Source organism: Gilliamella sp. CG16, from assembly GCF_046635785.1.
In the GTDB taxonomy this organism is placed as follows: Bacteria; Pseudomonadota; Gammaproteobacteria; order Enterobacterales; family Orbaceae; genus Gilliamella; species Gilliamella apicola_I.
Map to the genome: position 1 here is coordinate 317524 of NZ_JBIDFL010000001.1, position 14141 is coordinate 331664.

Genomic DNA, 14141 nt, shown 5'->3' on the forward strand with positions numbered 1-14141 from the left:
AAGCAAGTTCATCCATAAAAAAATATGTAAACGATTTCCTAATGAATGCATGTTCATTCAAATTCGATTAAAGGAAGTAAATTATGAATCAAAATACTAAGTCAGCAAGGCATAATAAGAATTATTGGATTTTCAGTTTTTATTTCTTTCTCTACTTTTTCATCATGGGTGCCTATTGCCCATTCTTTCCCGTTTGGCTGAAAATGAACGGGCTTGATGAAGCAAAAACTGGCTATGTTTTTTCGTTTATTTCATTTTTTGCACTACTCTTCCAACCTTTATTCGGTTTAATTTCAGATAAATTAGGACTGAAAAAACATCTCCTTTGGCTTATTACTCTACTGTTAGTCTTGTTTGGGCCATTTTTTATTTATGTGTTAGGGCCACTTCTACAATTTAATGTTACTGTCGGTGCGATAGCTGGAGGGTTTTATCTTGGCATGGTTTTTAGTGGTGGTGCGCCTGCTATTGAAGCCTTAGTTGAAAAAATAAGCAGACGCAGTGGATTTGAATTTGGGCGTTGCCGTATGTTTGGCTGTTTTGGTTGGGCAATTTGTGCATCATTTGTTGGAATTATGATTTCGAAGAACATTAATGCGGTTTTTTGGCTCTGTTCTGGTTTTGCATTATTTCTACTTATTTTAGTGAAATTAGCCGATCCCGCTAAAACTTCCACCACCGATATCGTTGAACAAATGGGATTAAATAAGCCTGAATCCTTTAATTTTAAACTCGCAGTCGATTTATTAAAAATGCCGAAACTTTGGTGTTTTATGCTTTATATAATTGGCGTCGCCTGTACTTATGATGTTTTTGATCAGCAGTTTGCAAACTTTTTTACGTCGTTTTTTTCCAGTGAACAAGTCGGTCAAGAAGCCTTTGGTTATGTCACAACTCTCGGTGAAATTTTAAATGCAACCGTCATGTTTTTTGCTCCATGGATTGTGAAAAAAATTGGTAGCAAAAATACGTTATTAGTTGCCGGTGCTATTATGTCAATTCGTATAACTGGCTCAGCATTTGCCAGCAATGCAGTTGAAGTTATTATTCTAAAAACCTTACACATGTTTGAAGCGCCACTATTACTTGTCGGGGCATTTAAATATATTACAAAACACTTCCCTATACGATTATCGGCAACCGTTTATTTGATTGCATTTTGTTTTGCTAAACAACTTTCAACGATGTTTATGTCCACACTTGCAGGTCTAATGTATGTCGAAATTGGATTTACAGGAGCCTATCTGGTGCTTGGTTTGATTGCATTTAGTTTTACATTTATTTCATCTTTCACTTTATCCGGACGAGGACCTTGGGATCTATTCATACCTAAAAATAAACACCCGTCTGAAATACAACAATAACCAAATTTTTAACAATTTAAGATAAATTGAGGTTTCTATATGAAAGTATTCGTTACTGGTGGTTGTGGATATATAGGAAGTCATACCTGTGTTCAATTGATTAAAGCAGGTTATACGCCAATTGTGATAGATAATTTATTCAATAGTAAAGCATCGGTATTAAAAAGAATCCAACAAATTACGCATCAGCCAATCAATTTTTATCAAGGTGATGTACGAGATGCCAATTTATTAGCGCAAATTTTTAATGAACATGATATTCAAGCAGTGATCCATTTTGCGGGTTTAAAAGCCGTCGGTGAGTCGGTATATAAACCACTTGAGTATTATGAAAATAATGTCTATGGCAGCATTGTGTTAATGAAGGCAATGCGTGATGCAGGCGTCAAACAATTAGTTTTTAGTTCATCCGCAACCGTTTACGGTGAATTAGCCCCCGTACCTTATGTTGAAACCTTGCCACAAGGTTTACCAACCAGCCCTTATGGAAAAAGTAAGTTAATGGTCGAACAATGTATTATGGATTTGGCTATTGCCGAACCTGATTGGTCATTGACTTTACTACGCTACTTTAATCCTGTGGGGGCTCATCCTAGTGGATTAATAGGCGAAGATCCTCTTGGTATTCCTAATAATCTTATGCCATTTATTACCCAAGTTGCTGTAGGAAAAAGAGAATCATTGGCGGTGTTTGGAAATGATTATCCGACGCAAGATGGAACGTGTGTTCGTGATTTTATTCATGTTGTTGACTTAGCTGATGGTCATATCGCCGCATTAAAAGCTGATCATAATCAACCCGGTGTCCATATTTACAATCTAGGATCAGGTGTTGGGTATAGTGTTTTACAAGTCATCGAAGCATTTGAGAAAGCGTCAGGAAAACCGTTAAAGTGGCATTACGCACCCCGACGTGCGGGCGACCTACCCGCATTTTGGGCAGATGCAAAAAAAGCAGAACAGATACTCGGGTGGAAAACCCAATTAACGCTTGATGATATGGTCAGAGATTCTTGGAATTGGCAATCGAATAACCCACAAGGTTATCCTCAAGATTAATGAAAAAGATGAATACCAGCAATATGTTAAAAGAGGCAAACATGCAAATATTTAATCCTGTTGATCATCCCCACCGTCGTTATAACCCATTAACGGCTCAGTGGGTCTTAGTATCACCGCATAGAGCCAAGCGACCTTGGCAAGGTCAACAAGAAACACTAAATCAAGAACAAAAACCCAGTTACGATCCTAACTGTTTTTTGTGCCCCAGCAATAAACGGGTCACGGGTGATAAAAATCCGGACTATACAGGTACTTTTGTATTTACTAATGATTTTGCCGCATTAATGGATGATACCCCTGATTCGCCGCCAGCTGATGATCCTCTTTTTCAAATGCAAAGCGCCAAAGGAACCAGTCGAGTAATCTGTTTTTCCCCCGATCATAGTAAAACCTTGCCAGAATTAGACTTAACGGCAATTGAGGGAGTAATTAAAACTTGGATATCACAGCAAAAAGAACTAAGCCAAAATTATCCTTGGGTGCAAATATTTGAAAACAAAGGTGCTGTAATGGGATGCTCTAATCCTCATCCACACGGACAAATTTGGGCAAATAGCTTTATCCCAAATGAAATCGCTCGTGAAGACCAGAATATGCATCATTATTTTGAAACCTATCACCGCAATTTATTAGTTGATTATGCCGAAAAAGAATTGATCTATCGTGAGCGAATAGTTGTTGAAACAGACCATTGGCTTGCTGTCGTGCCTTTCTGGGCAACATGGCCATTTGAAACGTTATTATTACCCAAAACACATATTGCACAATTAACCTTATTAACCGACGACCAACAGATTGATTTAGCGGTGGCGCTGAAAAAATTAACAAGTCGTTATGATAATTTGTTTAATTGCTCTTTCCCCTACTCTATGGGTTGGCATGGCGCACCATTTATGCAAGGTACCACTGACTATTGGCAAGTTCATGCTCACTTTTATCCTCCTTTGCTTCGTTCAGCGACAGTCAAAAAATTTATGGTAGGTTACGAAATGTTAGCTGAAGTACAACGGGATTTAACGCCTGAACAGGCAGCTGAAAGACTGCGCAATGTCAGTGATGTTCATTATAAAGATAAAAAGGATAAATAGATGAAAGCATTAATCGATAAAACTAAACAAGCTTTTGCAACCCTATTTGGTTATCAACCCGATATCACTGTGCAAGCACCAGGGCGAGTCAACTTGATTGGTGAGCATACCGATTATAACGATGGTTTTGTATTACCTTGTGCGATTAATTATGGCACAGTAATAAGCTGCCATAAACGTACCGATAAATTAATACGTGTAATTGCCGTTGACTATGATAATCAACAAGATGAATTTTGGCTAGATTCCCCTATTGAGAAACATTCACAATATCAATGGGCTAATTATGTTCGAGGTGTAGTAAAACATTTAAAAAACTATGCAAATACCCTTTATGGTGTTGATTTAGCAATTAGCGGTAATGTCCCCCAAGGTGCAGGATTGAGTTCATCGGCTTCGCTTGAGGTGGCTATCGGCAAAATGTTTCAAGTTCTAAATAATTTACCTTTAGATGGCACTAAATTAGCATTAATCGGTCAGGAAGCGGAAAATCAATTTGTTGGTTGCAATTGTGGAATTATGGATCAATTAATATCGGCACTTGGACAAGATCATCATGCTTTACTTATTGACTGCCGTACGCTCTCTGTTCATCCAGTTTCAATACCCGATGATTTAGCTGTTGTTATTATTAACTCAAATATTAAACGTGGATTAGTCGATAGCGAATATAATACTCGTCGTAGGCAATGTGAAGCAGCAGCAACAGCGCTGGGCGTAAAAGCATTACGAGACGCCACATTATCAGATTTATTGAAAATTAAACCAACGCTTGATCCTACCGTTTTTAAACGTGCACATCATGTCATTACTGAAAATGAACGGACTTTACTGGCATCTCATGCACTTGCACGTCGTGATCACAAATTACTATCGACATTAATGGCGCAAAGTCACAATTCAATGCGTGATGACTTTGAAATTACAGTACCTGCTATCGATTATCTGGTGAACATTATCAACAAGGTTATCAGTGAACAAGGTGGAGTTCGTATGACAGGTGGCGGTTTTGGCGGCTGTATTGTTGCACTGGTAAATAAAAATAAAGTTGATGCAGTAAAAACCGTTGTAAGCAATAATTATCAGAATAAATTTGGTATTAAAGAAGATATATATATCTGTCAACCAAGTGAAGGAGCGCACGCCATATGTCTTTAACAACGATCATTACACTATCTAATAAGCAAGGGATGCAGATTAAATTATCTAACTGGGGAGCGACTTGGCTTTCTTGCTTAATACCGGTTGATAATAAAAATCGTGAAGTACTTCTTGGTTGTAGTTCGTTAGCGCAATATCAACAACAACATGCTTATTTAGGTGCAACTATTGGGCGTTATGCTAACCGTATTGCTCATGCATCTATTGAATTAGGCGATAAACGCTATCCGCTTGTTGCCAATGAAGGTAAAAATCAGCTTCATGGCGGAAAGTTAGGCTTTGATAAGCAATTATGGCAAATTGATGATCAATCTAATCAACAAGTCATTTTCAGTTTAATTTCTTGCGATGGTGATCAAGGTTATCCCGGTGAACTGAAAGTTCAAGTGACCTATCAACTTACCGATAATAATCAAGTTATCATCAAGTTCAATGCCTCTACCACGCAAACTACTGTGGTAAATTTAACCAATCATGCTTATTTTAATTTAGATGGCGAAACAAGTAACACTATCCTCAATCACACTTTACAAGTCAATGCTAACCAATTTTTGCCCGTTGATAATCATGGCATACCTGATGACAATTTAGCTAGTGTCGCTGAATTTGATATGGACTTACGCCAAGCAAAACGATTATCAGACCGATTACTTGAAAGTTCTGAACGACAAAAAACAGGTGGCTATGATCATGCGTATTTACTGGACAAAACCCAGCCAATTGCCGCGCAATTAACCTCATCCGATAATAAAGTGACCATGAATGTCATAACGACCAAACCAGCGTTACAAGTTTATACCGGTAATTTTCTGCAACATACACCTAACCGTCATAATGGGGAATATGACAATTATGCAGGTATCGCGCTAGAAGCACAATTTCTACCAGATAGCCCACATCACCCCAAATGGCCACAACCTAGTTGTTGGTTAACACCTGATGAAACCTATCAATATCAAACGATCTATCAATTTTTAATTGAATAATATTATATCAATTGAGTATGTAAACGGAAAAATGAACACTTAATGCTATATGAGCTAACACCAATGGAGTTAAGTCCAACTGGATTTAATGGGACTTACTACCACGGTAACACCTCAATTTTATTCAATGCGCGTTTATAACCAACGATGAATATTCCGATAAAACCATCAAAGCTTTTTGTCAAGTTACCCTAACAATTTTGATAAGAATTCGGTATGATAGAGCTATCATGGCAAATGGACATTATGATTGATGAAAAGTAAAAGTTTAACTGCAATTTTTCCGGGAACGTTCGATCCAATTACTAACGGGCACATCGATTTGATTACTCGAGCTTCGCTGTTGTTTCCTCGATTAATTGTTGCAATTGCGGAAAATCCGAATAAAAAAACGTTATTTAGTTTGAAAGAACGGGTCAATTTAGCATCCAGTTCAGTTGAACATTTACTTAATGTACAAGTGATTGGATTTGATAATTTAATGGCAGATTTTGCACAAACTCATAATGCAACGGTCATTGTTCGAGGTGTTCGAACCACTCAAGATTTTGAATACGAAAGACAATTAGCCGAAATGAATCGCGCATTAAAACCGGATTTAGATACTTTATTTTTAATGCCATCAATGACTATTGGTTTTATTTCTTCAACCATTGTGAAAGATGTCGCTTATCATGGTGGCAATATTACCAATTTAGTTCCTTTACATGTCAAAACAGAATTGTTAAAACGGTTAACATAACGTTGAATTTATATGGTTATTTTTTATACTCCACCTTCAAAAAAACAAGCTCCACAAAAATTAACGGTCACCATCTCAGCGATAGATGCCTTCGGACAAGGAATTGCAAACCACAAAGGCAAAATGATTTTTGTCAAATCAGCCTTACCCGATGAAACTGTTGATATCCAGTTAACAGAAAATAAAAAAAATTATGCTAAAGCGAAGGTCATCAAATATCACAATCAAAGTGCCCAACGGGTAAAACCATTATGTGGCTATTACCAAAAATGTGGTGGCTGTGAATTGCAGCATATTTCAACGGATTTACAGCAAAGTACAAAATATCATGCGCTTATTAATCTGATACAAAAAGAAAGTGGGCAATCGTTAACCCATATCACTCATTCAGCACCGCTTATTATTGCTGATCAACCTTATCATTATCGCCGACGAGCCCGACTTTCAATAAATATTGTAAAAGGTGAATTATTTATTGGTTTTCGTCAGGCTGAATCAAATCAAATTATCAATATTGAACACTGTCCAGTGTTGGTCGAAAGCTTGGATCAGTTACTCGCTCCTTTGCAAAAAATATTACGTCAAATTAAATCAAGAAAATCGCTTGGGCATATTGAATTGGTTGCTGTTGATAGTGGCATTATCATGGTATTAAGGCATACTTTGCCTATGACCAATGAAGACACTCAGTTACTATCAAACTTCGCTGAAGAAAATGGTATTTCACTCTACTTTCATGGCACAAATTTACAACACATTACCGGCCATACGGAACATTATTATCTAATCAATCAGTTAAAGCTTACTTTTAGTCCTTTGGATTTTATTCAAGTTAACAGCAACGTTAATCAAAAAATGATTGAACAAGCGCTTGATTGGCTAACATTAACATCAACCGATAAAGTGTTAGATCTCTTTTGTGGTATGGGTAATTTTTCATTACCTATGGCTACCTATTGTCAATCATTAACGGGCGTTGAAGGCGTAGAAGAACTAGTTGAAAAAGCGAAATTAAACGTTATATTAAATAGCAATAAGGTTTGTGCCGAAACTCATTTTTTAACAAGTAATTTAGACGATAATCAACAATTTTTTACATGGAATCAATCACAATTTGATAAAGTTTTATTAGATCCTGCCAGAGCTGGGGCATTTAATGCAACGACAGAAATTGTTAAAATGGCTCCGTCAAAAATTGTTTATATCTCATGTAATCCCGCAACATTAGCGAGAGATAGCAAAGTGTTAACTCAAGCGGGTTATAACATTGCTCAAGTAGCAATTTTAGATATGTTTCCACAAACTAAACATATTGAATCAATGTTGTTGTTAACCAAATCAGGATCATAATTATGGTATCAATTAGAGGAGCACACCAACATAGTGAAGAGCATTACTCTCTTGCACAGTTTGATGTCGAACAATGGGCAAAACAAGAATTACAACTGACTAACGCGGATAGTTATCAGACGTTTAAACAAGTCTGGGATTTTTGCTTTGAAAGCAGTGCCGGTGCAGCTGAGCAAGTCTACTGTTTTCAAAATGCCGTTGAAATGGTTGAAATATTATCCACACTTAATATGGATATCAACAGTTTATGTGCGGCTTTGTTGCTCCCTTTCCTTGAAACTAAGATTATACGTCGAGAAGATATTCCTGAAGATTTTGACCGTGAAATGATGCACATTATTTCTAGCATTGTTCGAATGAAAGAAATTCGTCAACTTCGCGCCATCCGTAATGGCAGTGCAACGTCTGAACAGATTGATAGCATCCGCCGTATGTTATTGGCAATGGTTAATGATTTTCGCAGTGTAGTGATAAAAATTGCCGAACGCATCACTTATTTACGTAATTTGTTAAATGCTCCACAAGAAGAACAAGTACTGGCTGCTAAGGAGTGTTTTAACATTTATGCACCGCTTGCCAACCGTTTAGGAATTGGTCAATTAAAATGGGAGCTGGAAGATTTTTGTTTCCGTTATCTCTATCCGAATGAATATCGCTTTATTGCTAAAAAATTACACGAAAAACGCCTTGATCGTGAATCCTATATTAATCATTTTGTTAAGCATCTACAAGCGTTAATGAATAAAGATCATATTCGTGCAGAAGTTTATGGACGCCCGAAACATATTTACAGTATCTGGCGAAAAATGGAACGCAAACACCTTGAATTTGAAGATCTTTATGATATTCGTGCTGTACGGATTATTTGTGATCGTATTGAAGATTGTTATAACGCATTAGGTATTGTCCATAGTCATTATAAACATATTGCTAAAGAATTTGATGATTATGTTGCCAACCCCAAACCAAATGGTTATCAATCAATTCATACCGTAGTGTATGGCCCCGAAAATAAAACGATTGAAATTCAAATTCGAACTGAGCAAATGCACAATGATGCTGAATTAGGCATTGCTGCGCACTGGAAATATAAAGAAGGCAGTACTGATAAAATGACTGCTTATGATCAGCGAATTACTTGGCTACGAAAATTATTAACATGGCAACAAGAGATGTCTGAAAGTGGTGAAATACAAGAAGCCGTACGTAGCCAGATTTTTGATGATAGAGTCTATGTCTTTACGCCTAAAGGTGATGTGGTTGATTTGCCTACTGGCTCAACACCGCTTGATTTTGCCTATCATATTCACAGTGATGTAGGTCATCGTTGTATTGGTGCAAAAGTTGGAGGACGAATTGTACCATTTACTTATAACCTAAAAATGGGCGATCAAGTTGAAGTAATCACTCAAAAACAACCTAATCCGAGCCGAGATTGGTTGAATCCAAATACCGGATTTGTAAATAGTAGTCGGGCACGAGCTAAAATTCAGGCATGGTTTAAAAAACAAGATCGACATAAAAATATAGCAGCTGGTCAACAAATTTTAGAAGATGAGCTGGAACCTTTAAATATCAGTTTGAAAAGCGTTGAAAAAATGCTGATTGATAAATATAACGCCCATTCCTTTAATGAAGTTCTTGCCGGTATTGGTAGTGGTGATGTCAGAATAAATCAATTGGTCAATTTTGTTAATGCCCAAGTCAATAAACCTACCGCTGAAGAAGAAGACGAAGCGGCATTAAAACAAATTGTTCAAAAATCCAATTCACAAACGAAAAATACCAATAAAATCGGTAATAAAAAAGGAAGTGAAATTATTATTGAAGGTGTCGGTAATTTAATGTGCACTATTGCAAATTGCTGTCGCCCTATTCCCGGTGATCCAATTGTCGGTTTTGTGACTCAAGGGCGAGGCATTTCCATTCATCGGGCGGATTGTGAACAGTTACAGGATTTAAAAAATCACGCTCCTGAACGAATCACTAGTGCGGTTTGGAGTAATGAAACCAATTCAAGTTATACCATGGTGATACAGATCATCGCTAACGATCGGAGTGGCTTATTACGTGATATCACCACCATTTTAGCTAACGAAAAAGTCAATGTGCTTGGATTAATAAGTCGAAGTGATATGAAGCAACAATTGGCTAACATTGATGTCGACATGGAAATCTTTGATCAAGACTCGTTAAATCGTATACTCAATAAAATAAAACAGCTACCCGATGTCATTGAAGCAAGACGCCAGCAAGGGTGAGCTATTTTTTAAGCCACCCTCACCCCCTTAAGTTTTGCTCAGACAATCATTTCGTAATGTGATTTAGTTACGTTCTAACACTTCAAAGTTATAATCGTAAGGATTTTTATCATCAGCTTGATGATGTTCTTGAAAAACTGATTGCCAAGTTTCGGGGGCATAATTAGGGAAATAAGTATCACCTTGTAAATCAGCATCAATATGCGTTAAGTAAAGTCTATTGATAAACGGTAAAACTTGCTGATAAATATTTCCACCACCAATGATAAAGACTTCCTGACATTGTTGACTATTGGCCACTACCAGTGCCTCATCAATAGATGTGACCCAACTTATATTAGGGTTTATATTTGATTCGGCTTCGGTTTTTGCTTGCCTTGAGATAACAATATTATGTCGATTGGGTAACGCTTTGCCGATAGATTCAAACGTTTTCCTGCCCATAATAACAGGTTTATTAAGCGTATTTTTTTTAAACCATGCCAAATCAGCAGGTAAATGCCAAGGCATCTGATTGTTAAAACCAATAACACGATTATGTGCCATGGCAACAATGATACTAAGTGTCATGTGAGTTTGTTTATACATAACCTAAAGCTTTAATTCGTTGATTTACATTTTCGGGAAAAACAGTTTGCGCCCAAAGTCGTTGACTTAAAGAAAGCAAAGACTCTTTTTGCCCATTAACAATCCAATTAGCAAGTTCAGTTGCAACATCAGGATAGACCGTTGGTTTTGGCGAAGGTAAATCTAACCAATACTTAAGTTTAATGCTATTTAAGGTTTCCATCACCGTTGCCATATCTAATGTATGTAAACATTGAGCATTATAGATTTGTTCAAACTGACCCGAGACAGGTTTAGTCAAAATCTTTTTACCCAAAACTAATGCTTCAGATATTAGTGCAAATCCCGTGTTAGAAATAATCCCCGAACAGCTTATTACCGCATCCATAAAACCGTCACGACAAAGAGGGTGCAAAGTAACATTATCGTTTTGTGATAATTGCTTTATATTTGGATGAAAACAGATAAATTGATGTTTAGGAAATTGTTTAAGTAATTCAACAATTTCAGTCATATTTTCAAATGGCAAATAAACAACAATGGAACCATTTTCGGTAGGCGCTACTTGAAATGAATCAATCATGGGTGGCAATAATTTATGTCCAAAATGAAACCAGTGTAAACCAATTGGCTTGGTTACTGGCGCATAATACTTCATGATCACATTTGCAATCAGTCCATATTCTTTGGGTTTTAAATACTGACAAACCGCCTGATTACTGATACCTAAGCATTCTCGATGCTGATGATGAGCAGCCCAAGCGCTTACCGGCTCAAAATCACTAATAATACAATCATACTTTGATAAGTCCAGTTCGCGAACATCTTTAATTAACCGAAAAGCACGGATGCGTTGAACCGTTTTACGAAAATTTATCTTTCCATTGACTGTTGCAAAGGTAACACCCCGAAAAGTCTTATAATGACCAAAAACGTCCATATCAAAATAATCTTTTGGATCACGCCCACTAAAAATATACTCAACATCAGCGCCTGCCTTTTTTAGCGCTTTGGCTAAAGTTCGACATCGGCTAATATGACCATTTCCTGTTCCTTGAACACCAAAAAGAATTTTCATATTGTAATGATTAGTCAATTAAAATTACTGCATATCATACCAGAAGCCTAAACAATTATCTTGCTTATTTTAAACAATAAAGGGGAATTTTGAGACAAATTTGAAAATGAGTTTAAGGGTCAATCGCAATACGAATTTCATGAACTCGCCAAACTTAAAAAAAGTCTATAGTTGATTTTTATAATTAATATAGTTATTCAATCTGTTAGCTTTCAATTATACTGTTTAAAAATAAGAAATGTTTAAAAAACGTGCTATATCGTGACGTTTGAAGTACAATATTGCTTATTAGCGATTTGATGCGTTGTGAGATTGTAATATGTCAATAAGGATCCTCAATATACAATTTAAAGGCATCGTTGTGTTAACAGCGGTTTTGTTGCTGTTTGGTTATTTTTTACTACCATTATCAAAAATGGGAAAATCTTTTGACTCGACTTGTTTTTCAACGACTCATTCCATTTTAACATTCGATCAAAGCTCGGATCCTCATCACGCTAAATCTTTATCATCAAAAATAAATTGTTCATTAATCAATCATTGTGCTGTATGTGGGGCAATCGTTTCAAACTATGCCATTAACCTCGATAGGCAAATCAACTTTACACATTTTTTATCACTTAAATTCATTGCAAATGATAATGAATTTATTCCTGAATTAAGACCACCACGAATTGCTTAATAAGTTATCGCTATTAGATAGTAGTTGTTAATCACTATCAGTTATAAACAAACGTTATCTATCGTTATGTTTGCTCACATCACGATTTTCAGCGTTATTGTTAAATCAGTTAATTTATTATGGGAATATTATGAAACGTCGACATTTTTTAATGAATTTTACGGCTGCTGTAGGTGGATTAGTTGCAACCAAAGCCATTGCTAAAATGGAACATACCAAGATGACGGGTATGACCTGCGAACTCAATTCTGATGATTGTAACAAGGGGGATAATATGCACGAACATATGAATATGAACATGAATATGAATCACGATCAAAAACCACAAAAGCTTTTGCCTACTTCCTCACTAAAACAGAACGACAATTTACCCAGCTTGATCAATTTAAAAAATGAAAGTAATCAACCGGGAGTATTTGAAGCGACCTTACACCTCAAACCCGTCAAAATTGCCTTAACACCTGAAATTACGACGGAATTTTGGGCATATAACGGTATGATTCCCGGCCCTAAAATTGAAGTTAACGAGGGTGATCACGTTAAAATCACGGTGAAAAATGATCTGCCACAAGCCACAACCGTGCATTGGCATGGGTTACTTATTCCATCGAATCAAGACGGTAACCCTCAAGATGCCATTCCAGCGGGAAAAAGTCGTGTTTATGAATTTGACGTTCCTAAAGGAAATGCAGGCACATTTTGGTATCATCCTCATGGACATGAAACAGTAGCTGAACAAGTTTATCGAGGTTTAGCTGGAACATTCATCGTTCGAAGCAAAGATGACCCTTTAAATTCTCTTCCTGAACAACACTGGTTCTTTTCAGATTTAAAATTAACGGATAAAGGTGAAATTGCCGATAATACCATGGTTGATTGGATGAACGGTCGTGAAGGTCAATTTGTATTAATTAACGGGAGTTATCGACCTAAAATTAAAGTTGATTCAGCGACACGTGTAAGAATCTGGAACGCTTGTTCAGGTAGATACCTTAACTTATCCATTCCTGATTGTGATGTCTTTTTAGTGGGGACTGACGGTGGATTATTGTCTGAACCGGTATCACTAAATAAACCATTACTGTTATCCCCTGCCGAACGGGCAGAAATTGTTATTCTACCTAAAAAAACGGGGACGGTTTATTTGCAATCTATCGGTTACGATCGAGGCAAAATGGGCAATGTACCACCTGAACAAGATATGTTACTTGCAGAGTTAGATTTAACGCAGTCAAACTCAATCACCTTGCCATCAACACTTCGTACCTTACCAAAACTTGGACAAGCCACCGCACACAAAAAACTGGAATATACCGAAGTGATGGACATGAAAGAGCCGCGTGGCGGAATGTTATTTTTAATCAATGGCAAACGCCATGATATGAATCGTATCGATCTTGAAAGTAAAATTCACGAGGTTGAAGAATGGACTATTCATAATAACTCTCATATGGATCATAACTTTCATATTCATGGTGCACAATTTATGGTCGTTTCACATGAATTTAATGGTACCAAAACACCCCCCCAATACGTGGCATTAAAAGATACAGTAAATCTTCGACCCCATGAAACAATCACGATAAAGATTCAACAAAATATGCCCGGATTACGCATGTATCATTGTCATATCATTGAACATGAAACACTGGGTATGATGGGTCAATTGATGGTAAAATAGTTTTTTATCTTTATCTATCTTGTCATTAAACGTTCGACAAGATAGATAAATTTCCTTTTTAACTGAATCTTCATTTTCTTGATAACAATACAAGTAATAAATGTTTTTCATTTTGGCAA

Annotated in this window: 12 protein-coding genes; 10 read left to right on the forward strand and 2 right to left on the reverse strand. The window is 36.7% G+C overall.

Annotated elements, in window-relative coordinates; genetic code table 11:
• Positions 1 to 83: 83 nt before the first annotated feature.
• The 8 genes from ACGH47_RS01420 to relA all read left to right on the forward strand — a co-directional run bounded on the left by ACGH47_RS01420 (position 84) and on the right by relA (position 10014).
• Positions 84 to 1364 (forward strand): MFS transporter, encoded by a 1281-nt coding sequence (locus ACGH47_RS01420; protein WP_267359387.1) that lies wholly within the window; start codon positions 84 to 86, stop codon positions 1362 to 1364.
• Between the two features lie 39 nt (positions 1365 to 1403).
• A complete protein-coding gene (gene galE, locus ACGH47_RS01425; protein WP_411622464.1) occupies positions 1404 to 2423 on the forward strand; it encodes a UDP-glucose 4-epimerase GalE in 1020 nt (339 codons plus the stop codon).
• A gap of 41 nt (positions 2424 to 2464) precedes the next feature.
• A complete protein-coding gene (galT, locus tag ACGH47_RS01430; RefSeq protein WP_411622621.1) occupies positions 2465 to 3514 on the forward strand; it encodes a galactose-1-phosphate uridylyltransferase in 1050 nt (349 codons plus the stop codon).
• Positions 3515 to 4672, forward strand: a complete 1158-nt coding sequence (gene galK / locus ACGH47_RS01435) for a galactokinase (RefSeq protein ID WP_411622465.1) — start codon at positions 3515 to 3517, stop codon at positions 4670 to 4672.
• Complete coding sequence (galM, locus tag ACGH47_RS01440) at positions 4663 to 5661, forward strand: galactose-1-epimerase (protein ID WP_411622467.1); 999 nt, start codon at positions 4663 to 4665, stop codon at positions 5659 to 5661. Before galK ends, galM begins: the two co-directional genes overlap by 10 nt.
• 253 nt (positions 5662 to 5914) lie before the next feature.
• A complete protein-coding gene (coaD, locus tag ACGH47_RS01445) occupies positions 5915 to 6403 on the forward strand; it encodes a pantetheine-phosphate adenylyltransferase (protein ID WP_267359378.1) in 489 nt (162 codons plus the stop codon).
• Between the two features lie 12 nt (positions 6404 to 6415).
• On the forward strand, positions 6416 to 7753 hold the full coding sequence (gene rlmD / locus ACGH47_RS01450; protein WP_411622468.1) for a 23S rRNA (uracil(1939)-C(5))-methyltransferase RlmD: 1338 nt from the start codon (positions 6416 to 6418) through the stop codon (positions 7751 to 7753).
• 2 nt (positions 7754 to 7755) lie between these two features.
• Positions 7756 to 10014: a GTP diphosphokinase gene (relA, locus tag ACGH47_RS01455; protein ID WP_411603377.1), complete on the forward strand. Its 2259-nt coding sequence runs from the start codon at positions 7756 to 7758 to the stop codon at positions 10012 to 10014.
• 63 nt (positions 10015 to 10077) lie between these two features.
• Here the strand turns inward: relA and folA are convergent, their stop codons facing one another.
• Together folA and ACGH47_RS01465 are read right to left on the reverse strand one after the other, a co-directional pair.
• A complete protein-coding gene (folA, locus tag ACGH47_RS01460; protein ID WP_411603778.1) occupies positions 10078 to 10584 on the reverse strand; it encodes a type 3 dihydrofolate reductase in 507 nt (168 codons plus the stop codon).
• A gap of 10 nt (positions 10585 to 10594) precedes the next feature.
• Positions 10595 to 11659, reverse strand: coding sequence for an MJ1255/VC2487 family glycosyltransferase (locus ACGH47_RS01465; RefSeq protein ID WP_411596516.1), 1065 nt, complete (start codon positions 11657 to 11659; stop codon positions 10595 to 10597).
• A gap of 319 nt (positions 11660 to 11978) precedes the next feature.
• Between ACGH47_RS01465 and ACGH47_RS01470 the strand changes: the two genes are divergently transcribed.
• Positions 11979 to 12341 (forward strand): hypothetical protein, encoded by a 363-nt coding sequence (locus tag ACGH47_RS01470; protein ID WP_267359370.1) that lies wholly within the window; start codon positions 11979 to 11981, stop codon positions 12339 to 12341.
• A 130-nt stretch (positions 12342 to 12471) separates the two neighbouring features.
• The gene (locus ACGH47_RS01475; protein WP_411590283.1) at positions 12472 to 14022 is read left to right on the forward strand and encodes a multicopper oxidase family protein; all 1551 of its coding nucleotides are present in this window, start codon (positions 12472 to 12474) and stop codon (positions 14020 to 14022) included.
• Positions 14023 to 14141 lie beyond the last annotated feature (119 nt).